This window comes from Streptococcus suis (assembly GCF_019856455.1).
GTDB classification, from domain to species: domain Bacteria; phylum Bacillota; class Bacilli; order Lactobacillales; family Streptococcaceae; genus Streptococcus; species Streptococcus suis_AE.
Genome location: NZ_CP082205.1, coordinates 1,430,266 through 1,452,277 on the forward strand (window position 1 = coordinate 1,430,266; position 22,012 = coordinate 1,452,277).

The window sequence follows — 22,012 nt, forward strand, 5'->3', positions numbered from 1 at the left end:
AGATGCTATGAAATACCCAACACTCTTAGACCGCTTTTTAGTCTATGTCAAAGAAAACACTCGCTCAGATGAAAATTCGACAACTACACCTTCTACCCAAAACCAAGTCGAATTTGCACAGAATATCCTTCTGCCTGAAATGAAACGCATCGGCTTACAGAATGTCCACTACCTACCAAACGGTTTTGCTGTGGGAACACTCCCTGCCAACGACCCGAGTTTGACACGCAAGATTGGTTTTATCGCCCACATGGATACGGCTGATTTCAACGCTGAAGGTGTCAATCCGCAAATCATCGAAAACTACGACGGCAACCCAATCGCTTTGGGAACTTCTGGCTACGAATTGCATCCAAAAGACTTCCCACAACTTGCCAACTACCATGGTCAAACCCTGATTACCACAGACGGTACTACCTTGCTGGGCTCTGATGACAAGTCAGGAATTGCAGAAATCATGACAGCTATTGAATTCCTAGTCCAAAACCCCGACATCAAACACTGTGAAATCCGTGTCGGCTTTGGTCCTGACGAAGAAATCGGTGTCGGAGCAGACAAGTTTGATGTCGAAGACTTCGATGTGGACTTCGCCTACACTATGGACGGTGGACCGCTGGGCGAACTCCAGTACGAAACCTTCTCAGCAGCAGGTGCCAAGATTGATTTCCTAGGACGCAATGTCCACCCAGGATCTGCTAAGGACCAGATGATCAACGCCTTCCAGATGGCTATTGATTTCCACAATGCCCTTCCAGAGGCAGACCGCCCTGAAAAAACCGAAGGCTATGAAGGTTTCTTCCATTTGATGAACATGGAGGGAAGCGTTGATACTGCTTCTACCACCTACATCATCCGCGACTTCGAGGAAGAAGATTTCCAAGCCCGCAAACAGCTCATGCTGGACATCGCTGAAAAGATGAATGCCAATTTTGACACTCCACGTGTCATTGTCAACCTACATGACCAGTACTACAACATGAAGAAAATCATCGAAAAAGATATGACTCCAATCAAGATTGCTAAGGACGTCATGGAAAATCTAGGTATCAAGCCACTGATTGAGCCTGTTCGCGGAGGAACAGACGGCTCCAAGATTTCCTTCATGGGCATTCCAACGCCAAATATCTTCGCAGGTGGCGAAAACATGCACGGTCGCTTCGAGTTCGTCAGCTTGGAAACCATGGAAAAAGCTGTTGATGTCATCCTTGGAATCGTCGCTTACAAATAAAATTTCAAACGGCTTTCAATAGAAAGTCGTTTTTTTCTGAAAAAATTTTAAAAAATGCAATTTTATGTTGTATTATTGAACTAATACTGATATAATAGAACTATAAAAAAGAAATGGAGTTTTATTATGACAGAAGAAACATTAGCACAGGGAATTCTCATTGGCATTTGGGGTACAACACTACTATTTTCATTTATTTGGTATATTCTTGTTGCTATTTCCAACTACATCCTCTTCAAAAAAGCTGGCTATGCTGGTTGGAAATCATTGATTCCAATCTACAATCTCTATATCCAACAATGCATCGCCTTTGGCTATGAAAAAAGATGGTTCATTCTATTCTTACTGATTCCACTAGCAGGACCATTATATGGCATCTATCTCGTTTACAATTTTGGTCGTAGCTTCGGTTTATCAGCTGTACAAGCTATCTTCTATGTTCTTCTTACACCTATCTTTAACCTCTACATCGCCTTTAATGATGGAAGTCGTTACCAAGGTCCACAAGAATTCTTTATTGATTAATATACAATCAAGCCCCCGCACACGCGGAGGCTTTTTTAAACGAATAGAAAAATAAGAAGAACCATCATGACTAGGCTGACCAAAATAGATAAGGAGTTAACATTGGCAGGTTCAGCTGAGCTACTACCTAACTTTAATGCATAAATTGGGGACATGACTGAAATCGGAGAGACTAGACAGACCAGCAACATGATTTTCATCGTTTTATCAATAGGTAGAAGAAAATAAATGACTCCTGCTATTAGAATATTCGCACCCAGCCTCAAAGAGAGAAGATAGACCAATCGACTAATTTCTTGCCAATTCAATTTTAAATCAAGCAAGATTCCCAACATGAGCATGGCTAAAAAAGGATTAGCATTACTAGCTATCGTCAGCGCAGAGATAAGTTCGCGTGGAAGTTTGATAGAGCAGACTGCTAACGATAGGCTAACTAGATAGACTACTAGTGGAACTGAGCGTGAAAGATTCTTTATAAAAGTTGCAACGGTCATTCTTTCCTGCTCTTCATCCACACCAGCTGCGATACTGTAATTCCCACCTAGAACCATGATTGCATTCCCCGCATCAAATACGATGACGCTTAGTAGACTAGATAGCGGAAAAAAAGCTTGCACAAATGGGAGTGTAAAGGTTCCGATATTATAGCCTGATAACTGCATAAGACCGACGGAAGTCTGTTGACCAGACTTCTTCGCTTCCCAGTATCCCACCATATCCAAAAAAAGATTACAAAGAATCCCTAATATGAAGGGAACGTATAAATCTATAGATACTTGGGCTGTCGCTGAAGCTACAAGGAGAGAAGCTGGTAGCGTAATATTCATCACTAAGCTAGAAAAGATTCTTGCATCTTCCCTTCGAACAATCCCTTTGACTTTTAATGTATAACCTAAACCGATAACAAAGATAAAACCGAGAGCACGGGCTAATAATTCAAGTTCATTCATGAAACTAGTATAGCATATAGAAAAGAATTTTGATGATATATAAAAATTTTATATAATCGCTTGATTTTACTAAACAATAGGTATATAATTTATATATAAAATAATTACATAAAGATAAAGAGGTGAGTTTATGTACTACCCCGTATCCTCTATCTTGATAGAATTTCTGGTATTAGCCATCGTGGAAAAGCAGGATTCCTATGGCTATGAAATCAGTCAAACCATCAAGATAGTTGCTGATATAAAGGAATCCACACTCTACCCTATTTTGAAAAAATTGGAAAAGGCTGGCTATGTCATCACCTACACCCAAGAATTTCAAGGGAGAAAGCGGAAATACTATACCATTACTTCGAATGGTCGAGAACACCTCCCCTTCCTGCAGGGTGAATGGAATAGCTACAAAGACCATATTGACGGAATTATAGAAGGGAGCTTACGAAAATGACACGCGCTGATTATTTGAACCAACTGGAACAAGCATTATTTCAACTTCATCCAAGTGCCAGACAGGAGGCTTTAGAGTACTTCAATGAATACTTTGACGAAAAGGATAACGACGAGGAAGCTATTATAGAGCTAGGAACACCTGATGAAGCAGCAAAAGAAATCATTGCCAATCTACCTGAAGATGCCCTAATCACCGAGAAAGACCAAGCAAGTCCACATTCATCTAAACCATTTGATTTCAACTTTGATTTTGATTTTCAATTTGACTGGGAGAATTTTTCAACAATTTTAAACATTCAGCCTATCAAGCTAGGGAAAGAATTAAATTGACGTCGAAAATCGAAGCATTACCTGAGTTTTTAAATCTACAGATTTCTCTCGAAGATCAGGCTCTTAGTGTTCAAAGTTACGACGGAGAAGCTGTCTTATTGCACAATCCTGTTTCAGAAGATGGCAGCTATCAGGCTTTTGACTATCAACTGGTTCAGGATAGTTTGTACCTAACAAGCAAGCCTTCCCCTAATCACCTCTACTTCTCAAACAATCAAGCCAGCTCTGCTATTCTCAAAATCCCAAAAAGACTCCTGCCCCTTACTAGTCTCAATCTGAAAACGACAGATAGTAGTCTGACAATAGTGGACACGCAAGTATGCGAACAGCTAGTCATCAATGCAGAAGATAGCAGTATCAGCATGACGAAAGTGAGCTGCCAAAGCTCTGCTCTACGGTTAGAAGACGCTACACTAACTATCTCAGATGGACAGCTGAGCGAGTTAAAATTGGAAGCCAGCGATGCTGTTATCACTCTCTCAAGCATGAGCCTTTCAGATGCAAGGATAACATTAGAAGACTGTGTCTGGAAGTTGAAGGATTTTGTCCTTGAAAAGAGCCTTAACTGTCAGGCTGAAGATTCTGTCTTAACCTATAAACCGAGTACGGACATCAGTTTGGACATCTGGGAGGAAGATTCTAGCCTTAAACTTCCAAAGGATAAGGCGTTTACAATGATGAAAGAGGATGACATCACTCATCTCAGCTATAGGCAAGAAAATAGCCCTGCTCAGTTGGTTATTCATTGTCAAGATTGCCAGCTTACTATTGGATAAAGGAGGTTCCCATGAATCGCAAGGAATATTTACAGAAACTCGAGAAATATCTCAAAAATTTACCAAAAGAAGATTTTCAGGATACCATAGACTATTTCAATGAATATTTTGACGAAAAGGAAAACGATGAGCAAGCCATTAAAGAATTAGGCAGTCCAAAAGAAGCCGCCCATGAAATCCTAGCCAATCTCTATGATAAAGAGAAGACTGAGGATAAGCCAAATACCCGCAATATGGTCTGGCTTACCATCCTCTCTATCCTTGCCGCCCCAATCGGCGTCCCCCTAGCCATCAGCTTGGTCGCCCTCTTCATCACCCTTCTCCTAATCATCTTTAGCCTCTTTCTACTCCTTATCTCACTCTGGATCGTCCTCCTCAGCCTGGCGATAGCCCAGCTACTCCTCGCCTTTGACCTCTTCACACTATCATGGTCTACCTCCCTCCTCTTCACAGGCCTGGCCCTCGTCTGCTTGGCCCTCACTCTATTGGGTAGTAAATTCACTCTAGACCTTGGAAGCAAAACCTTCGTGCTTGTTTTACATTGGATACAAAGAAAAATCCGCAAAGGAGGCTACTATGAAACAGATTAAACCATTTACGAAAATTAGTCTGAGCCTGTTCACTCTTGGAACAATTCTCAGTCTCATCGGATACCTTGCTGGCGGTTGGACAAATATGAAAACTGTTGCAGAAAACTATTTTCAGCCCCAAACAGCCAGTTTTAGTAACATTAGGGCTATAGAAGTTGATGAAAAACTGTCCATTATGCCCTCGCCTGACAAACAATTTCACCTCCACTATTACCGAAATCAGCACAAAGGCATTGACCTCCTCAGCCACCAAGTTCAAGATGGAAAATTAACCATTTCTAGTGCCTATCAAGGCATCGTTACTTATGATGGTTTACTCGAACCTATCTTAAATCTTGTCAATTACCAGAATGTTGCCTACTACCAACCTGTCTTACAGGTCCCTAAAAATAGCACAATCGAAACACTCTCAGGGAGCATTCAAGGAGATGTCTATCTGGATAAAGTGACTATTCAAGATTTCCAACTCTTTGTTGAAAATGGTGACATGTTGATTGAAAACAGTCACATCAGCCTTAGTAGGCTATTACACATCAATGGAGAAGTTACAATCAAGCAGTCCACATTAACAAGTCCAGAGGACATCACAGATACTTTCGGGAGTATTCTAACTGTTGAGGATGGGGATTTTAAAGCAGAAAACCTAAAACTAGAAGGAAGACATAACATCAGTAATTACAATGGTTCCATTGACATTTCTCTTCATCCCAAAACAAAAACTGACATCCATATAGATGCCCGTCAAAATAATCTGGGAATTGACCTTCCAACCTATTCCAATCCCCAAGCCACTAATTACCTCTACATCTCTACACTAGATGGTGAATTGAGCATCCGGTAATTACTAAAAGCCCTCCTGACGGAAGGCTTTTTAACTTATTTAAACAACAAAATAGAAATCAAGGCCAAGATTGCTGGTCCACCTTGGGTTAAGATGATTTTTGGACTTGCTGTAATAGCGCCATAAGCTGCTGCAGCAATAACATATAGAACAAAAATGCTTGTAATTTCTAAATTACCAGTAAAAATACCGTAGAACAAGAAAACCGCCAACAAGCCATTGTAAATTCCTTGATTTTTAAACAAGGCAGTCACAGACTTTCGTTGTAATTCTTCCTTCTCCATATTGAATACGCGACTAGTAGAGCCTGAATGGGTCGCAAAGGTTTCCAAATACATGATATATAGGTGCTCAATAGCTACGATACTAGCTAGAATAGTGGTAAAAATAGACATAATGTCTCCTCTCAAAAAATTATATAGGTAGATTTTGCAAGCCAATCAATAGTTTATCAAGAGTGGCTAGGAATTGCTCGCTCTCCTCAACAGTTAGAATCTGATTCATCGAAGTTTTGATAGCTTGGTGGTGGGCAGAAGGATTCGTGATTAGCGCTTCCCTAGCCTGCTCAGTTGGCCAGACAAGTACTTCTCTCTGATTGTCAGGATTTCGCTTGCGAATGATATAGCCGCTCTCCTCCAACAATTTGAGATGACGCGTAACCGCTGCGCGGTCTATCTGAAGCCGCTCCTGCAAAGCCAACTGATGCAGGGGTGCATCTTTTAGTAATGTTTGCAATATTGAATAGCGTGTCAAACTGATTCCCAACTGCTTTTCAAAAAGATTGGAAATCGTCTCATCTGCCACTTTCAATCTGTATAACAAATCTTCCATTTCTTGCATTATCTACCTCTTTTGATTGATTAATCAATCATTGATAAGTCAATTATACTGCAATCCGAACAATTTTCAACTATTTTGCCTATCTATTAAAAAAATATGTTGCCTACACCTATATTTTGTTATAATTAAGAAAATAACTAGCAGAGGGATGAGACTTACTTATGGAAAACACTCCTAGACTAAACTTGGTCATAGACGTGCTCATGCTCGCTGGTGCCATTTTGGCACAAAGCGGTGCAGAAATTCACCGAGTTGAAGATACCATGATTCGGATTGCACATTCACAAGGAATTGAACAGGCCAATGTCCTTGCCATCCCTGCTGCTATCTTTTTCTCCATCGACCATACAAATATTTCGCGTATGAAACGCATTGTCAATTCAAATTACGACATGCAGAAAGTTTGTGACGTCAACCAAATCTCCCGTTCCCTAGCCAATGAAGAAATCAGCCTAGAAGAAGCTTGGAACCAATTAAATGCAATCAAACAACAAAAGCCACCTTATAACAATATCCAAATAACCTTAGCTGCCGTAGTAGCCGCACCATTTTTTACCATCATGTTCGGAGGTTCTCTTTTAGATGCAGCAGGTGCTGTCCTCGCAACAGCTTTAGCTTTCCCTATCTCACTAATTGTCGATCGCTATATTGGAATTGATTTTGTCACCACCTTCGTTGGCGCCTTTGTCTTCTCACTCACCTCTTATTTATTAAGCGCATCCACTACTCTCCCCATTAATCCTAACCTGATTAATGCAGGGGCAGTCATGCCTTTTGTACCAGGGATTGCTTTTACAAATGCCGTAAGAGACCTCATGACCAATCATATCAATACAGGGATGACCAAATTTTTCCAAACTGCGCTTATTATCTTATCGCTCGGTGCAGGTACAACTGTGGCCTTTATGCTTGTGAGGTAATCTATGACACCAGTTCACTTCTTATTACAGGCACTCGCCTCTTATATCGCTATCGCAGCTTTCTTAATTGTTCTCAATGTTCAAAGAAAAATGCTGGTCCCTGGTGGACTCCTAGGCATGCTTGTTTGGCTTATTTATCTTTTACTATTGGAACCAACAAATGTCTTGATTGCTACTTTTTTCGCGGCAATTATCGGATCCTGTGTCAGTCAAATCATGAGTATTTGGTTAAAAACACCCTCCGTCATCTTTTCATTGGCTATACTTGCACCGCTTGTTCCAGGCTATCGAGCCTACATGACCACGACTTATTTCGTTTCTGGGGACCACGCTCAAGCCCTAACCAATATCACTACCGTCTTAACTTTAGCCTTAGTCATCCCCATCGGTATGGCCAGCGGAACAATATTATTACGCCTTTATAAGGTTCTTCGAACCGGCAAAAAAGCAGCCTAGCCCCTTGAAAATAAGGGGCCTTTTTGTTAAAATGAAAACTTATCAAAGGAGATGCTATGAACCAAAACGTAACCAATCTAAAACTTGCTGAACGTGGTGCCTTGCTATCTATCGGTGCCTATATTGTCTTATCAGGTATCAAACTCGCTGCAGGACAGCTCTTTCATTCGGATGCCTTACGAGCAGATGCCTTCAATAATATTTCTGATATTATCGGTAATATCGCTGTACTTGTTGGACTAAAAATGGCACAGAAACCAGCTGATACCGATCATAAATTTGGACACTGGAAAATGGAAGACTTGGCAAGCTTGATTACATCCTTCATCATGTTTGTCGTTGGTTTCCAAGTACTCTATGATACCCTCCAAAAACTAATCAGCAATTCTTCTATCGAAGTAGACATTATGGGGGCCATTGTCGGAATTTTTTCTGCACTAGTTATGTTAGCTGTTTATTTATATAATAACCGCTTGGCAAACAAAGTACGTTCCAAGGCCTTAGAAGCAGCTGCCAAGGATAATCTATCCGATGCAGTCACTTCCATAGGAACTTCTATCGCAATCTTTGCTGCGACTTTCAACTTCCCTATTGTCGATAAAATTGCAGCCATCATCATTACCTTCTTTATCCTAAAAACAGCCTACGATATTTTTATGGAAAGCTTCTTTACCCTATCTGATGGATTTGATGAAAACTTATTGAAAAAGTACGAGGAAGATATTCTCAAACTCCCAAAAATCGTTTCTGTCAAATCACAACGTGGTCGGACTTATGGAGCCAATATCTACCTTGATGTTGTTTTAGAAATGAATCCAGACTTATCCGTTTATGAAAGTCATGAAGTGACTGAGCAGGTTGAGCAACTCCTAACACTCAAACATGGAGTTTTTGATGTGGATATTCACGTAGAACCATCTGAAATTCCACACGATGAGATGTATGAGCATGTGTACGACAAACTCTTCCGTTTTGAAACAGAGATACAAGCACATGCTAATGGGTATGAAGAATTGATTGACGACCAGTATCTCTTAATTGATGCCAAAGGCCGCTATCGAAATAAAACTCAGATGCTTGCCGACCACCCCATCCAAACCACGTATTTATCCAATTACCAAATGACCTCCATTAGCCAAAAATCAAAATTAGTTACGTTTGAAATTGGTAATTATGTTCATACGTCACTTTGGCGCCGTCATGAAAATTGGACGGTTATTTTCCACCAGATTTCAAAGAAACAAGCCTAGTCGAATGACTGGCTTTTCCTTTATAGTCGAATGAATTAGCTTTCAGACAAGGAACTGAGGCGCAGGCTATACTAAAGTATGGCAAGACGAAAGTGACGATGTATCAAAGATAATTCAAATGACTGATATGTAAAGCCCTTTGTCAAGTAAAAACAATCGAACTGATTAAAAAATGAAAAGTATCTAGAAAGAGCCTAGTTCTTAGCTTCGGGCATTGGCCACTCTGATATTCGTGGATTGGTTACCTACAGGTCAATGGTTCTGCCGCGAGTCCTACTCTCTATAAGCGTGGATCACAATTGTGCCACTTAGTCGTTTCGTAGATGACTCAAACCTTGAAGTCCTAAACTCCTTCAAGATACTTTCCATTCAAACATGATTTCAATCCTTATTTCTGTCCAAATTCACCCAGTGATTTTGGATAGAAATAGGGATTCCTCATCGCTCTGCGATGATAAAACTTAATGGTCAAAAGTGTACATGAAAACAAGCGCTAACTTCAAGCTATTCTTCCTGTCATCATCCCCCAAATAAAACCAGACAATTCTCGTGCAATAGCTGTTTTAGCAACATTTTGTTTCTTATTTTTTCCTAGAACAAGTGTGCGATAACGTCTTCTTAAGCGTTCATTAGCCTTATCCGCATAAGCAATCACCTCCACTCGGTTTCCACTTTGTCTCCTTTTCAATTCTTTGGATTTATACCCAATCGTCCCCTTAGCCAATGATTGTGCAGCTTCTATCAGAAGTCGTCTCACATGGCTATTCCCAGCTTTGGTGATAGCACCTCTTCTCTCCTTGTCGCCGCTAGAATTTTCGCTAGGAGTTAGCCCAAGATAAGAAGCAAAATGTTGAGCTGTCGCAAAGCGATTAAAATCACCGATTTCTGTCACAATGGAAAGAGCAGTTAGTGTTTTAATGCCAATAAAGCAAGAAAGCCGTGAGACCTTCTCTTGATAACTGTCGCTTTGACCCAGTTGCTCAATTCGTGCATCATACCGTTCTATTTGATCTACTAATTTCTCATAGGTCAATAGATATTCTGTCAAAATCTCTGCGTAAAGTCCCTCAGGTTTTAGGGAACGGAGCCAGCGAACATGTTTCTGTGTCCAATTACTGCTTCCCTCGGTATAGCGAAAATCATGTCGGAGACAGAAGGCAAGAATTTGTTGTTTGATTTTCTTCAGAGCCACTTTGTGGTCTGTTCTCATACGGATATATTCTTTGACTTGTTCATCCTCAGCAGTAGGAATATGAACAGGCTGATAGCTACGAAAGGCCAGAGCTTTTGCGAGCTGAGCCGCATCTTTCTTATCAGTCTTAACACGCTTAGATCCTTCCTTCATTACCGTTGTAGGTGCCATCACGATACAGGGAATCCCGTGAGCTTGTAGCTGGTGATATAGGGTAAATCCGAGGCATCCAGCTTCGTAGCCACATAACACTTCTGCATCTTGACCATATAAACGACGAAGCTCATTCACATAGTTCACAATATAGCTAACATTTGGACCAACTTTAGTGCTATGTTTGAATTGATTCGCCATCATATCATAATAGCAGAGTGAAAAACTTTCTTTGTGAACATCCATTCCGATGAAAAGTGTGGTAAAATGAAACATATAAGACCTCCAATTGAGTGTGGTAATTCCTGTTAGAAGTTGATTGTTTTTTTATTCTAGTGTACAGGTAAATCCACGAATTCTCAACTGGGGGTCTTTACATATTGTCTATACCTTAAATTTGGTTTTTTACTGCATCGGTTGCAACATCCTCACCAAACCATTTTTGGGAGATTTCTTGGAATTTACCTTCTTTATATAATTCAGCAAACGCCTTATTAATGTTTTCTACGAGCGTCGTATCTGATTTACGAGCACCGACTGCGAAGGCTTCATTTTCAAAACCTGCATCAATGATGTTGTAATCTGCGATAATTCCCTCTTGTTGCAAGTAATAATTTGCATACACACGGTCAATCAAAAGGCCATCAATACGATCGTTTTTCAAGTCAATCAAGGCTTCATTGAAGGTCGCATACTGACTTGCATCATTATTCTGAACGATGTCTTTCAAGATTGCAGGTTGAGATTCAAAGACTGAGTAACCAGAAGAACCTGCTTGCGCACCCAAAATTTTGTCCTTCATATCAGAAACTTGACTGATATTCGAAGATTTTTTCGTCACAAGTACTTGTTGGTTATCCATATACGAATCCGTAAAGAGTACTTTTTCCTTGCGCTCATCAGTTACAGAATAGCCATTCCAAATCAAATCAATATTGCCATTGTTTAATTCAGTTTCTTTCAAATCCCAGTCAATAGGTTGCCATTCAATCGCAATACCATATTTGTCAAAAACTGCTGTTGCCAAATCAATATCAAAACCAGTATATGTACCATCAGCCTCTTCAAAGCCCATTGGGACAAAGGTCTTATCAAAACCAATAGTAATAGACTTCTCAGATTCATAAGTTGACCAATTGTCAGACTTAGTTGTTGACTGGCTAGAGCCACAAGCAACAAGAGCAAAACTGGTTACAAGAGCCGTAGCTCCAAGCATCATTTTTTTCATATTCATCATCATTTTATTCCTTTTCTTAATGTTTCGGTTCAATCTTGATGATTTCATCTGCTATATTTTCGGCAAACTGCATATCATGGGTGACCACAATTTGCGTGATTCCAGTAGCCCTATTTTCAAGAATCAGTTTTTCAACTTCTTTTCTTAATTCAGGGTCTAGGGCCGAAGTTGGTTCATCATAGCCGATAATCTCAGGATCAATCATCATAGCACGCGCCAAAGCCACACGTTGCTTTTGTCCACCCGATAGTGAAAACGGATAGGCAGTAGCGTGGTTAGCCAGGCCAAGAGTATCCAAGAGTTTAAGGGCCTTGTCTTCCGCCTCTGAACGCGACATATTCTGCGTTTTCACAGGAGAGAGAACCAAGTTTTCCAAAACGGATAGGTGTGGGAAAAGCTGGAAGTCCTGGAAGACAAAGCCCAGCAGATGTCGTTTCCCCAATTCCTCAAGTGGCAGTTCTTGACCATTATAAATCAAGGTTCCTGAATCAATGGTTTCCAAACCTGCCAACATCCGTAAAAGAGTAGTCTTACCACCACCTGATTGACCGACGATGGCAATTATTTTCCCCTCTGGAATGACCAAATCATAGTTGGAGAAAATCTGTTTATTATCAAATCGTTTGGATAGATTGCGTAGTTCTAACATGACTTCCTCCTATCTATAATAGTCAAATTTCTTTTCTACTTGTTTAGAAATAAGTGTAACAGCTCCAATCATCAACAGATAGATTGCTCCTGCAATAAACATAGGTGCCAGACTGGCATCACGGTTGGCCGCAGTTCGGCTAGCAAGCAAGAGGTCGCTAACACCTAAGGCATATACCAAAGATGTATCCTTGACCAAGGTCATTACTTCATTGAATACACTTGGCAAGACAATTTTCACCACCTGTGGCAAGACGATAAAACGAATGGTCTGAACGGGTGTAAATTTCAATACCTTAGCAGCTTCATACTGACCTTTTGGAATAGCTTCAATACCACCACGGAAAATTTCAGAGAAATAGGCCGCATAGTTAAAAGTAAAGGCTAGAATGACTGCTGGCATACGGTCAAAAGTGATACCAACACTAGGTAAAACATAATAAACAAAAATCAGTTGCAAAAGCAAGGGAGTTCCACGCATAATTAACACGTAGAAATGCAAAAGCCATTGCAAGGGTTTAAACTTAATCTGCATTAAAAAGGCAAAAACAGCTCCCAGGGGCAAGGATAGTATCAAAACTAGAAAAAATACTTGCAGGGAAACTACCGCACCATTTAATAGACTGGGCAGAACTTCCAAAACATAATCCATAAAGTTCTCCTAAAAGAATGATTAGGTTCTAGTATAGCAGAAAATATCTTGTATTACAAAGAAAAGTTTTCAATTTTCTAATAATTTACCTATAAATTGTATAAAATTGCAAAAGCAATCAAAATGAAAAGCGAACAAGGTTCATTTTCTGCAAAACAGAATAACTTGTTCGCTTTAGTTCATTTGTAAACCTACCACACACTAGAGGCGCAATTTAGATGATAGCTACAATTTCTTCAATCAAGGCTGGTTCAGTCAAGCCTGTCACTTCTGCTACAACTTCTGGCAAGGATTTTTCCTGCAAAAGAGCTTGCAGTTGAACGGATTGCTCATCTGTTTCATCCTTGTAGCCAAAGATATAGCTGACAGTCGCAAGAAGGTTATCATAAGACAAGCCACGTTCACGGAGTTCACGGATTGGGCGGATAAAGCGTTCGTCATAACCAAGCTTACGGATTGGCGTCCGAGCCACACGGGCAATGTCATCCACGATATAAGGATTTTCAAAACGGCTAATGATGACTTTATGGTAGTCCACCAAAGCTTGCTCGTCAAAGTTCCATTTGGCAATCAGAAGACTACGGATTTCTGCCAGCACAGCTTCAACCTTGCTTTTCACCTCTGGATTTTGCAAGGCTTCTAGGATAGTAGTCGCCCCAAAATGCGCACCTGTGTAGGCAGAAGTCGCATGACCTGAGTTGACAGAGAAGAGTTTGCGTTCAATGAAAGGCTCCAAGTCCGCTTCATAGTGAACACCCTCTAGCTTCAAGTTTGGATTTTTCATGCCCTGGGTTTCAACCACCCACTCATTGAAAGGCTCAACTACGACAAAGAGTGGATCTTCATGACTTTGGGCTGGGACAATGCGGTCCACCGCTGCATTTGGGAAGCCGATAAACTCTGCTGCGTAAGCCAAACCTTCCTCTGACAAGTGTTTTTTGACTTCTTCGTAAAGAAAGGCAGAGCCACCAATCATATTCTCACAAGCCAAAACATCAAGCGGTTGGGTATTGCCTGCTTCTCGACGGGCTTCAATCCCTTGAGCTACAAGACCTGCAATGAAAGGCAGAATGTTTGATCCAATAGCTGTCGTTACAAAATCAGCTGTAGCAAGGGCTGTGACAACTTCTTCAGGATTAAGACGGTTGTTAATCCCACGCACCCCTGAAACTGCAATATGGCGTTGGCCTTCTTCTGCTATTTCAATCTCGTAAGCATGACGCTGGTTCAATGCATCAATAATGGTTTCATTAACATCGACAAAGGCAATCTCAAAGCCGTTTTCAAAGAGGATTTCCCCGATAAAGCCGCGTCCGATATTGCCTGCTCCAAAGTGAACTGCTTGTTTCATCTCTTCTTCTCCCTTATCCTACACTATTCAACAGGGTGATTACTTCATCTTCTGACTGAGCATCTGCTAATTTGACAACGTTATCAACATCCGCACAGAAAATTGAGATTTTCTGAATAATTTCCAAATGCTCATCGCCCACACCTGCAATTCCAAAGAGGACAATCGCAATCTTCGGAGCTTCTTCTGTCCCAAAGTTGACACCTGCTGGCACCTGAACTATGGTAATCCCTGATGATAGGACTTCCTTTTTCGCGGCATCTGTTCCATGAGGAATGGCAATAAAATTGCCCATGTAAACAGACAATTCTTGGTTCCGCTCAATCATTGCCTCGATGTAGGCTTCATTGACATGACCAGCTTGAACCAACTGATGTCCACAGTAGCGAATAGCCTCTTCTTTCGTTGTAAAGGCCTGGTTTAGTTTAATAAGGTTCTGTTGTAATTCCATGTTATTTCTCCAATTTCTTGATAGTTTCGGTAAAGATTGAATTGAGCAACTGGTAAATGATTTCCTGATTGCCCGTCCGGTAAATCTCTGTATAAAGTTTGTTTTCGATAATGGATTGACTGATAGCTGTCATCAATTCGCGGACTTCTGCCTCCACGCCTAAAGGCGTCAACATGACCAAAATGCGTTGGACCGCTTCCTGCTGATTATTCATGGAGAGGGCGGAAACACTGTTTTCCAGTTCAACAATAACAAACTGACTATGTCTTACTTGACTAGACTGAGTATGTATAAGGGCCAGATTTGTCTGAGGAATGGCCAGCGGACTGACTGAAAAGCGGGTCAAGAGTTTGTCTGCCAAGTAAGCTCTATCAGCCACATGATCCAACTCTCCAACAGTAGCGACTACTGCCTCATCAAAACTAGTCTGCTGACCAAGATGAATTAGGCGAAAGGATTGCAAGACTTGGCTACTGGCTTTTAAATAGGCCTGCAGATCGTAATGATTCTCCTCTTTGATGTCTTCCCGTATCAAGACCGTACGATTTTCCTGAATAGCTTGTAGAGTTTCCTGCAAGTCCAGAATTTCCTGGGTATTTGGGAAGGTAGAAATCAAATCCAGTCCGTCTTGTCCGACAGGCTTTGTTGTCAAGCAATAATCATAGTGCTCTAAATTCAACTGTGACAGATTTGTCGTACTCTGAACATCAATCCATTCCACAAATGGTGCGATATTTTTGATTTTTGACACCAAAACACTTGTCGTCAGTGGTCTTTCGTCCGTCACCAAGAGCAAACGAATTGGATAAATGTCTGGACTTCTGCGCAAGCTTGATGCAAAGTGCAGGGTGACCAGTTCATACTCATATTCATTGTGTAAGTAGGTCGGGAAGATATCCTGTATAACCAAGCTGACCAGTCGATGTAGGAAGGGATTTTTCTGGGTAGCCAGATAAGCAACATTGGTCGTGGCATGATCTGGAAAGAGCATAGGCACTGCCAAACTTAAACGAATGTGATTAAATAGCAGAGGAAAAAGAAGCCGATCCTTGATAAAATCAATTTTGGTAAAGCGTGATACCGAGTCAATCAGCTGGGAGATATTGTAGTAGAAGCTACTATCAAAGCTTTCTCGGAAGAGTGGCACTTCCTGTCGCTTGATAATTAACTCATCTAAAATACTTGCAAAGAAGATAATTTCTTGGATATTGTAAAACCGTTTGCCAATCTTTGCTAGATCCATAAAGACTTTCTGCGAAAAATCCAGAGCCTCCTTGGAAACACCGACTCGACTCTCCAATTCTTCCTGATTGTCAGCTAGGCTCAAGAGAATGATCAGCAACTGCTTGAGTTTAGAATCAATATCACCCAAAACAGTTTGGTGACTTTCAAAGGCACGACGACTTTCCTCTACCACTTCCTTGTCCAAACTTGGATAGTTGTCATAATTATCCTGCCAGAAGTCTTGAATAGCAATCGCATTGGCTAAAAGGATAGCTAAAAGTCGCCTTTTCTGACTATTTGTACCCTCTATTCCATAACCTTTGTGACGCACAAGGCACAGGTCAAAATCCGATAAGCGTTTTTCAATGACTGCAATATCTTGAATGACCGTCACATTGGAAACTAAGAACTGTTCTTGAAATTGTTCATTGGTTATCACTTCCTGACTGGTCAAGAGCTGATAGATCATGAGTTCCAAGCGTTGACTAGGAGAATAGGAATCCAAAGTCTTGTAGTCTTCCAGAGCCGACAAATCACCAGACAAATAATACTTCTTCCCGTCCTTAACCAAATCGATTTCATGCTCGATCAAAAAATCTGTCAAATCAGACAAGGTCCGATAAACCGTTCGTGAGGACACCTGTAAAATATCAGCCATTTCTTTCAATGAAAGCTTCCCTACTTGGAGGAAAGCTTTCATCAATTGTTCTTCACGTTTTGTTAATAGCATAGCTTTATTATACTACATTGTTTCAAAAATTACTTGTGCATGCGAGCGACAATTTTGTCATACTCTGGTGTAGTCACTAGACTATCAACTACCAAGAGTTGTGCATTCGGTGCAACTTGTTGAACCTCTGCCTGTTGGGCAATAGTGGTAACAACCAGAATATTTTTAGCATTGTGCTCTGTTAATTTATCATAAGGAACAGTGGCTACTGGAATACCAATCCCCTTATTTTTAAAGATAGCTGCTAGAGTTGCTTGACCCATTGTAGCAGAACCTTGGGCTTGACCGTAGGCAAAGACCACTTCGTCGATATAGTTCAAATCTACTTCTGCTTCTGCATCTAAACTTACTTGCCTGGGAGAAACCTCTTGGGCTTGACCGACTAGTTTCGCAACAATTTCATCATACTTTGGTGAGGTTAAGAAGTTGTCAACTGCGACATGAATAGCGCGTGGTGTACGTTGAGCAGCACGGTCCGCCAATTCTTGCTGAGTAACAATCAAGGTATATTCTGTATCTTGCAAGTTGGCAATAGCCTTATTGGTAACAGGAATGTCCAATCCAGCTTTTTTAACTTTATCACGGAGTAGCGAAGCACCCATAGCAGAGCTACCCATACCTGCGTCACAGGCGAAGATAATTTGTTTAACAGAATTTGCTGAGATTTCTGCAGCGACTGTTTCAACCGCTTGACCTTTAGCAACAGCCTTTGCAGCTTTTGTAGCCGCTTGAGCAGCTTCCAATGATTCTCCTTCTGACTTGTCAGCTTTCAAGATGATAGAAGCTACCAAGAATGAAGCAAGAGCACCTGCGAATACACCAGCATATACGGCCAATGCATTTCCAAATGTATTATCACCTTTTGGTAACATCAAGGTAACCGCAATGATTGAACCTGGAGAGGCAGCACCAGCAAGACCTGCACCCAAGGTTTGGAAAACAAAGGTACCAGATACACCACCAGCAATAGCAGCAAGGAAAAGAGCTGGCTTCATCAATACGTATGGGAAGTAGATTTCATGGATACCACCGAGGAAGTGAATGACCATTGCCCCCCATGAAGATGATTTAGCAGAGCCTTTTCCAAAGAAGGCATAGGCAAGTAAGATACCAAGACCTGGACCAGGGTTAGCTTCCAAGAGGAAGAGAACAGACTTGCCAGCTTCCAAGACTTGCTCTGTACCAAGCGGGGTAAAGATCCCGTGGTTGAGGGCGTTGTTGAGGAAGAGTACCTTAGCTGGCTCGATGATGATGTTAGCAAGTGGCAAGAGTTTCATATCGACAATCGCTTGTACACCATCACCAACCACGCCAGTCATGCTTTCAACGAATGGACCAACAACTTTGAAGGTCACCAACATCAAGACAAAACCAATCAAACCAGCAGAGAAGTTGTTAACCAACATTTCCAAACCTGGACGGATTTTTGGCTGAATAGCTTGGTCAAATTTCTTGATAACCCAGGCACCGAAAGGACCCACGACCATGGCTCCAATAAACATTGGAACAGACGAGCCCTCGATGACCCCCATGGTCAAGATGGCACCCATGACACCACCACGTTGACCATAAACATTATAACCACCAGTATAACCAATCAAAAGTGGCAAGAGATATTTTATCATCGGGCCAACAATAGTCGCAAAGGTTTCATTTGGCAACCAACCTGTTGGAATGAAGAGCGAGGTCAAGACACCCCAAGCGATAAAAGCACCGATATTGGGCATGACCATGTTAGACAGCGTTGTCCCCAGTTTTTGAAGACGAACACGAATTGAAGTATTTTCCATATTATTTTTCCTCCTATTTTGTAAGTTTATTATACAAAACCTCTTGACACAATAAAACTCAAATCTTGTCACAATTTTTGTGACAAAGCAATCTTCAAAAACAAAAAGACCAATGCATTGGCAAGAAGCCAGCTACATTCGTCTTTATATCTATCTATTATTCAACCGTAACTGCTTTTGCAAGGTTACGCGGTTTATCGACATCCAGACCACGTTGGAAGGATGCATAGTAGGCAATCAACTGAGTTGGGATCACCATAGAGATGCTTGACAAGAATGGATGCACCTTGTTAACAACGATATCATCACCTTCACGGTCCAAGCCTTCTTCCACCACGACCAAAGTGTTCGCACCACGGGAAACTACCTCTGCGATATTACCACGCGTGTGAGCGGCAACTTTTTCATTGGCAGAAAGCAGAGCAATAACTGGAGTACCGTCTTCAATCAAGGAGATGGTTCCGTGTTTCAATTCTCCAGCCGCAAAGCCTTCTGTTTGAATGTAAGAAATTTCTTTTAACTTGAGAGCTGCTTCAAGAGTTACATAAAAATCTGTACCACGACCGATATAGAAAGCATTGCGAGTGGTTGCCAGGAGTTTCTCAACCTTGTCTGCAATCAAGTCTTTCTCAGAAAGGGTTGCTTCGATAGACTGGGCAACGATTGACAACTCATGTACCATGTCAAAGTCGATTGCCTCCTGCTTGCCATTGGCTTCACCGACAGCTTTTGACAAGAAGGCAAGGGCAGCCACCTGAGCAGTATAGGCCTTGGTTGAGGCTACCGCAATTTCAGGACCTGCATGGAGTAACATGGTGTAAGTCGCTTCGCGAGAAAGTGTTGAGCCAGGTACGTTTGTAATAGTCAAACTTGGAATGCCCATTTCATTGGCACGCACCAAGACCTGACGGCTATCTGCTGTTTCACCTGACTGGGTCAAGAGGATAAAGAGTGGCTTCTTGCTAAGAATTGGCAAGTGGTAGGCCCATTCAGACGCCACACCCAACTCCACAGGGGTATCTGTCAAGGCTTCAATCATGTTTTTGGAAGCAAAACCTGCATTGTAAGATGTTCCCGCCGCCAAGATATAGATACGGTCTGCTTCTTGCACAGCTTTCACGATTGCAGGGTCAACTATCATCTTACCGTCCGCATCTGCATAGGTTGAAATCAACTTACGCATAACAGTCGGCTGCTCGTCAATTTCCTTTAGCATGTAGAACGGATAAGTCCCCTTACCGATATCAGACAAGTCCAATTCAGCCGTGTAGCTGCCACGCTCAATGGCATTGCCTTCGTAGTCAGTCACTTGAACACTGTCTTTGGTCACAATTACCAATTCTTTGTCATGGATTTCCATATATTCACTGGTTTCACGAATCATCGCCATGGCATCTGAGCAGACCATGTTGTATCCATCACCCAAACCAATCAAAAGCGGAGATTTGTTTTTAGCAACGTAGATGACATCAGGATTTTCAGAATCGATCAAGGCAAAGGCATAAGAACCTTGGATGATATGAAGAGCTTTTTTGAAGGCTTCCAATACAGACAAGCCATCTTCTTCTACGAATTTCCCAATCAAATGAACAGCGATTTCTGTATCTGTCTGACCCTTGAAATCATGACCAGCCAAGTAGTCGTTTTTCATTTCGAGGTAGTTTTCGATCACACCGTTGTGAACAAGTACAAAACGACCTGTTTGTGAGGTATGTGGGTGGGCATTGTCCTCAGTTGGTTTACCGTGAGTTGCCCAGCGAGTATGACCGATTCCTGTTGTTCCCTCAGTCTTATCGCCTACCTTAGCAGACAACTCTGCAATGCGACCTACTGCTTTTACCAAGTGAGCCTGCTCCCCACCCGTTACGAAAATACCTGCTGAATCATAACCACGGTATTCTAACTTTTCAAGACCTTGAATCAAAATATCAGTTGCGTTTGTATTACCTACAACACCAACAATTCCACACATATTCTATCACCTTCAATTCGAACGAATTGAACTTTCTTAAAATTATCTTAAATTGGTATAGTCTGATTTTTTTGTTTAAAAATCAGTAAAATCAGTATATAACAACTTTTTGTACTTGTCAACATTTTAATTGGTATAGTCAGATTGTTGGATTTCAAATCCAAACAGTTCAACAATTAATAAAAGCTGATTCTACTGAACCAGCCCTGTTTTTATAAATCCAAATTCTTTTAAGGGACTTAAGCGGAATGTTAGTCTCCCAATAATATCTTTTTCTGCAATCAATCCAAAACTACGACTGTCCTGATGATTTGTCCTCTTATCATTCAAAACTAAAATATAATCTTTAGGAATGGACTCGAATTGTCCATTCGTCAAGGTAGCAATTGTAAAATCTTCCGTATAACTTTCTTGTGTATGCGGTGCTTTTAGATAGGATTCTGTTACAATCACATTATCTCTATACAAGACATCATCCATATAGGTTACAGTTTCATCAGTAACTGCAATGACTCGACTGACATACTCTTTTCCATCATGTTTATAAAGTATGAAATCACCATGTGTCAGTTTGGCATTGCGAACGGTAACAATAAAGTCACCTTCTTTGATATAGTCATTTGCCATCTGGGATGTGATGGTTACTGGTTCAAAGAACCATACTCTCAAACCAATCAATCCTAAAATCAACAGAATGACCAAACTGATCTGCTTTACTAAATCTCTCTTTACCATAATCTCTCCAATCAATACTATTATACCATAAACTCAGGCTATCCATTGATAAGATGATGGTATATTTCCTCAGCTATCACTTGATTTCCAAGAGGTGTCAAGTGCAAGCCATCGCTATAATATTCCAAATGCCCCTTGGTTAAGAGATAAAGATTGATGACTGGCACATCCAATTCCTGACCAATTGCTGCAATAATGTCTTGTAATTCATCCTCGATAATCTGATTATTCAGTCCAAAACGGCTGGTTGGCACGAAAGGTGGAATAACCAAGTATAGATCTGGTTGACTAGGTAAACTCAAGTACCGCTCTGCCATTTCCCTATATTCGCTAATAAATCGCTCCTTATTCCAGTATGGACCACGGCTGTCATTGCTACCAATCATGATAATGACAATGTCCGCTTCGCTCTCAAGGGACAACTGGGCATTTTTCTCATTGAAATAGGGATAATCCGACGTTGACTGAAGCGAACGTCCACTCAAACCGAAATTGGACACCTGATAAAGATGCCCCAGCTTCTCTGCTAAAATACAGGGATAGGCATCTTTTTCACGGTTCTCCAGTCCGTAACCGTAAGTCAGGCTATCGCCAACTGTTGCAACTTTTATGGCCCCACTTCCAACGGTTAGGACCTCTGGATACATAATATCTGACACGTGAACTCCTCTGTTTTTCTTATTTATCTATTGTACCATCTTGAAAAAAATAAATATACTTC

General features: G+C 41.2%; 24 protein-coding genes. 10 read left to right on the forward strand and 14 right to left on the reverse strand.

What is annotated here, in order from left to right; all coding sequences use genetic code 11:
• Nucleotides 1–7 precede the first annotated feature (7 nt).
• The gene (pepT, locus tag K6969_RS06950) at nucleotides 8–1,228 is read left to right on the forward strand and encodes a peptidase T (RefSeq protein WP_029943191.1); all 1,221 of its coding nucleotides are present in this window, start codon (nucleotides 8–10) and stop codon (nucleotides 1,226–1,228) included.
• A gap of 126 nt (nucleotides 1,229–1,354) precedes the next feature.
• Nucleotides 1,355–1,753 carry a DUF5684 domain-containing protein gene (locus tag K6969_RS06955; protein ID WP_002940890.1) on the forward strand — a complete coding sequence of 133 codons (399 nt, stop codon included), beginning with the start codon at nucleotides 1,355–1,357 and terminating at the stop codon, nucleotides 1,751–1,753.
• Nucleotides 1,754–1,788: 35 nt separating this feature from the next.
• Here K6969_RS06955 and K6969_RS06960 read toward each other — a convergent pair whose 3' ends face one another.
• A complete protein-coding gene (locus K6969_RS06960; protein ID WP_171942483.1) occupies nucleotides 1,789–2,703 on the reverse strand; it encodes an AEC family transporter in 915 nt (304 codons plus the stop codon).
• A 130-nt stretch (nucleotides 2,704–2,833) separates the two neighbouring features.
• Between K6969_RS06960 and K6969_RS06965 the strand changes: the two genes are divergently transcribed.
• From K6969_RS06965 to K6969_RS06985, 5 genes are read left to right on the forward strand one after another with little or no spacing between them, the layout of a single operon-like run.
• Entirely contained in the window at nucleotides 2,834–3,151 is a 318-nt protein-coding gene (locus K6969_RS06965; protein WP_105130243.1) for a PadR family transcriptional regulator, read from the forward strand.
• Complete coding sequence (locus K6969_RS06970; protein WP_253911784.1) at nucleotides 3,148–3,483, forward strand: DUF1700 domain-containing protein; 336 nt, start codon at nucleotides 3,148–3,150, stop codon at nucleotides 3,481–3,483. The genes K6969_RS06965 and K6969_RS06970 overlap by 4 nt, the downstream gene beginning before the upstream one ends.
• The gene (locus K6969_RS06975) at nucleotides 3,480–4,259 is read left to right on the forward strand and encodes a DUF4097 family beta strand repeat-containing protein (RefSeq protein WP_253911783.1); all 780 of its coding nucleotides are present in this window, start codon (nucleotides 3,480–3,482) and stop codon (nucleotides 4,257–4,259) included. The genes K6969_RS06970 and K6969_RS06975 overlap by 4 nt, the downstream gene beginning before the upstream one ends.
• An 11-nt stretch (nucleotides 4,260–4,270) precedes the next feature.
• Nucleotides 4,271–4,849 (forward strand): DUF1700 domain-containing protein, encoded by a 579-nt coding sequence (locus K6969_RS06980; protein WP_105130245.1) that lies wholly within the window; start codon nucleotides 4,271–4,273, stop codon nucleotides 4,847–4,849.
• Nucleotides 4,836–5,690: a DUF4097 family beta strand repeat-containing protein gene (locus K6969_RS06985; protein ID WP_105130246.1), complete on the forward strand. Its 855-nt coding sequence runs from the start codon at nucleotides 4,836–4,838 to the stop codon at nucleotides 5,688–5,690. The genes K6969_RS06980 and K6969_RS06985 overlap by 14 nt, the downstream gene beginning before the upstream one ends.
• Before the next feature lie 35 nt (nucleotides 5,691–5,725).
• Here the strand turns inward: K6969_RS06985 and K6969_RS06990 are convergent, their stop codons facing one another.
• Nucleotides 5,726–6,085 (reverse strand): DUF1304 domain-containing protein, encoded by a 360-nt coding sequence (locus K6969_RS06990; RefSeq protein ID WP_105128706.1) that lies wholly within the window; start codon nucleotides 6,083–6,085, stop codon nucleotides 5,726–5,728.
• Nucleotides 6,086–6,104: 19 nt separating this feature from the next.
• Nucleotides 6,105–6,530, reverse strand: a complete 426-nt coding sequence (locus K6969_RS06995; protein WP_002937706.1) for a MarR family winged helix-turn-helix transcriptional regulator — start codon at nucleotides 6,528–6,530, stop codon at nucleotides 6,105–6,107.
• Nucleotides 6,531–6,691: 161 nt separating this feature from the next.
• On the opposite strand from K6969_RS06995, the gene K6969_RS07000 reads away from it, so the two are divergent.
• The 3 genes from K6969_RS07000 to K6969_RS07010 are packed head-to-tail and all read left to right on the forward strand — an operon-like array spanning nucleotide 6,692 to nucleotide 9,156.
• Nucleotides 6,692–7,450, forward strand: coding sequence for a threonine/serine exporter family protein (locus tag K6969_RS07000; RefSeq protein WP_105130247.1), 759 nt, complete (start codon nucleotides 6,692–6,694; stop codon nucleotides 7,448–7,450).
• 3 nt (nucleotides 7,451–7,453) lie between these two features.
• Nucleotides 7,454–7,906 (forward strand): threonine/serine exporter family protein, encoded by a 453-nt coding sequence (locus K6969_RS07005; protein ID WP_002937711.1) that lies wholly within the window; start codon nucleotides 7,454–7,456, stop codon nucleotides 7,904–7,906.
• A gap of 56 nt (nucleotides 7,907–7,962) precedes the next feature.
• On the forward strand, nucleotides 7,963–9,156 hold the full coding sequence (locus K6969_RS07010) for a cation diffusion facilitator family transporter (protein WP_105130248.1): 1,194 nt from the start codon (nucleotides 7,963–7,965) through the stop codon (nucleotides 9,154–9,156).
• Between the two features lie 499 nt (nucleotides 9,157–9,655).
• Here K6969_RS07010 and K6969_RS07015 read toward each other — a convergent pair whose 3' ends face one another.
• The 11 genes from K6969_RS07015 to K6969_RS07065 form a co-directional block, all read right to left on the reverse strand.
• Nucleotides 9,656–10,777, reverse strand: a complete 1,122-nt coding sequence (locus K6969_RS07015) for an IS110 family transposase (protein ID WP_321537347.1) — start codon at nucleotides 10,775–10,777, stop codon at nucleotides 9,656–9,658.
• A 115-nt stretch (nucleotides 10,778–10,892) separates the two neighbouring features.
• A complete protein-coding gene (locus K6969_RS07020) occupies nucleotides 10,893–11,729 on the reverse strand; it encodes an amino acid ABC transporter substrate-binding protein (protein WP_171942505.1) in 837 nt (278 codons plus the stop codon).
• Nucleotides 11,730–11,754: 25 nt separating this feature from the next.
• A complete protein-coding gene (locus K6969_RS07025) occupies nucleotides 11,755–12,387 on the reverse strand; it encodes an amino acid ABC transporter ATP-binding protein (RefSeq protein ID WP_029173294.1) in 633 nt (210 codons plus the stop codon).
• 9 nt (nucleotides 12,388–12,396) lie between these two features.
• The gene (locus K6969_RS07030) at nucleotides 12,397–13,038 is read right to left on the reverse strand and encodes an amino acid ABC transporter permease (protein ID WP_029178317.1); all 642 of its coding nucleotides are present in this window, start codon (nucleotides 13,036–13,038) and stop codon (nucleotides 12,397–12,399) included.
• 214 nt (nucleotides 13,039–13,252) lie between these two features.
• A complete protein-coding gene (locus K6969_RS07035; protein ID WP_029173292.1) occupies nucleotides 13,253–14,389 on the reverse strand; it encodes a mannitol-1-phosphate 5-dehydrogenase in 1,137 nt (378 codons plus the stop codon).
• 13 nt (nucleotides 14,390–14,402) lie between these two features.
• On the reverse strand, nucleotides 14,403–14,840 hold the full coding sequence (locus tag K6969_RS07040) for a PTS sugar transporter subunit IIA (protein WP_029173291.1): 438 nt from the start codon (nucleotides 14,838–14,840) through the stop codon (nucleotides 14,403–14,405).
• A gap of 1 nt (nucleotide 14,841) precedes the next feature.
• Nucleotides 14,842–16,794 (reverse strand): BglG family transcription antiterminator, encoded by a 1,953-nt coding sequence (locus K6969_RS07045; RefSeq protein ID WP_079270280.1) that lies wholly within the window; start codon nucleotides 16,792–16,794, stop codon nucleotides 14,842–14,844.
• 29 nt (nucleotides 16,795–16,823) lie between these two features.
• Complete coding sequence (locus tag K6969_RS07050; RefSeq protein WP_029173289.1) at nucleotides 16,824–18,584, reverse strand: PTS mannitol-specific transporter subunit IIBC; 1,761 nt, start codon at nucleotides 18,582–18,584, stop codon at nucleotides 16,824–16,826.
• A gap of 157 nt (nucleotides 18,585–18,741) precedes the next feature.
• Nucleotides 18,742–20,556 carry a glutamine--fructose-6-phosphate transaminase (isomerizing) gene (gene glmS, locus K6969_RS07055; RefSeq protein ID WP_029173288.1) on the reverse strand — a complete coding sequence of 605 codons (1,815 nt, stop codon included), beginning with the start codon at nucleotides 20,554–20,556 and terminating at the stop codon, nucleotides 18,742–18,744.
• Nucleotides 20,557–20,748: 192 nt separating this feature from the next.
• Nucleotides 20,749–21,291 (reverse strand): signal peptidase I, encoded by a 543-nt coding sequence (gene lepB, locus K6969_RS07060; protein ID WP_029173287.1) that lies wholly within the window; start codon nucleotides 21,289–21,291, stop codon nucleotides 20,749–20,751.
• Nucleotides 21,292–21,329: 38 nt separating this feature from the next.
• Nucleotides 21,330–21,950 (reverse strand): GDSL-type esterase/lipase family protein, encoded by a 621-nt coding sequence (locus K6969_RS07065; RefSeq protein ID WP_029173286.1) that lies wholly within the window; start codon nucleotides 21,948–21,950, stop codon nucleotides 21,330–21,332.
• Nucleotides 21,951–22,012 lie beyond the last annotated feature (62 nt).

Coding starts and splice junctions, on each gene's coding strand:
- K6969_RS07005 (WP_002937711.1), top strand. CDS start 7,454: ATGACACCAGTTCACTTCTTATTACAGGCACTCGCCTCTTATATCGCT.
- K6969_RS06980 (WP_105130245.1), top strand. CDS start 4,271: ATGAATCGCAAGGAATATTTACAGAAACTCGAGAAATATCTCAAAAAT.
- K6969_RS07050 (WP_029173289.1), bottom strand. CDS start 18,584: ATGGAAAATACTTCAATTCGTGTTCGTCTTCAAAAACTGGGGACAACG.
- K6969_RS07040 (WP_029173291.1), bottom strand. CDS start 14,840: ATGGAATTACAACAGAACCTTATTAAACTAAACCAGGCCTTTACAACG.
- K6969_RS07020 (WP_171942505.1), bottom strand. CDS start 11,729: ATGAAAAAAATGATGCTTGGAGCTACGGCTCTTGTAACCAGTTTTGCT.
- K6969_RS07025 (WP_029173294.1), bottom strand. CDS start 12,387: ATGTTAGAACTACGCAATCTATCCAAACGATTTGATAATAAACAGATT.
- glmS (WP_029173288.1), bottom strand. CDS start 20,556: ATGTGTGGAATTGTTGGTGTTGTAGGTAATACAAACGCAACTGATATT.
- K6969_RS07045 (WP_079270280.1), bottom strand. CDS start 16,794: ATGCTATTAACAAAACGTGAAGAACAATTGATGAAAGCTTTCCTCCAA.
- K6969_RS07000 (WP_105130247.1), top strand. CDS start 6,692: ATGGAAAACACTCCTAGACTAAACTTGGTCATAGACGTGCTCATGCTC.
- K6969_RS06965 (WP_105130243.1), top strand. CDS start 2,834: ATGTACTACCCCGTATCCTCTATCTTGATAGAATTTCTGGTATTAGCC.
- K6969_RS06985 (WP_105130246.1), top strand. CDS start 4,836: ATGAAACAGATTAAACCATTTACGAAAATTAGTCTGAGCCTGTTCACT.
- pepT (WP_029943191.1), top strand. CDS start 8: ATGAAATACCCAACACTCTTAGACCGCTTTTTAGTCTATGTCAAAGAA.
- K6969_RS06995 (WP_002937706.1), bottom strand. CDS start 6,530: ATGCAAGAAATGGAAGATTTGTTATACAGATTGAAAGTGGCAGATGAG.
- K6969_RS06990 (WP_105128706.1), bottom strand. CDS start 6,085: ATGTCTATTTTTACCACTATTCTAGCTAGTATCGTAGCTATTGAGCAC.
- K6969_RS06970 (WP_253911784.1), top strand. CDS start 3,148: ATGACACGCGCTGATTATTTGAACCAACTGGAACAAGCATTATTTCAA.
- K6969_RS06960 (WP_171942483.1), bottom strand. CDS start 2,703: ATGAATGAACTTGAATTATTAGCCCGTGCTCTCGGTTTTATCTTTGTT.
- K6969_RS07035 (WP_029173292.1), bottom strand. CDS start 14,389: ATGAAACAAGCAGTTCACTTTGGAGCAGGCAATATCGGACGCGGCTTT.
- K6969_RS07030 (WP_029178317.1), bottom strand. CDS start 13,038: ATGGATTATGTTTTGGAAGTTCTGCCCAGTCTATTAAATGGTGCGGTA.
- K6969_RS07015 (WP_321537347.1), bottom strand. CDS start 10,777: ATGTTTCATTTTACCACACTTTTCATCGGAATGGATGTTCACAAAGAA.
- lepB (WP_029173287.1), bottom strand. CDS start 21,291: ATGGTAAAGAGAGATTTAGTAAAGCAGATCAGTTTGGTCATTCTGTTG.
- K6969_RS07010 (WP_105130248.1), top strand. CDS start 7,963: ATGAACCAAAACGTAACCAATCTAAAACTTGCTGAACGTGGTGCCTTG.
- K6969_RS06955 (WP_002940890.1), top strand. CDS start 1,355: ATGACAGAAGAAACATTAGCACAGGGAATTCTCATTGGCATTTGGGGT.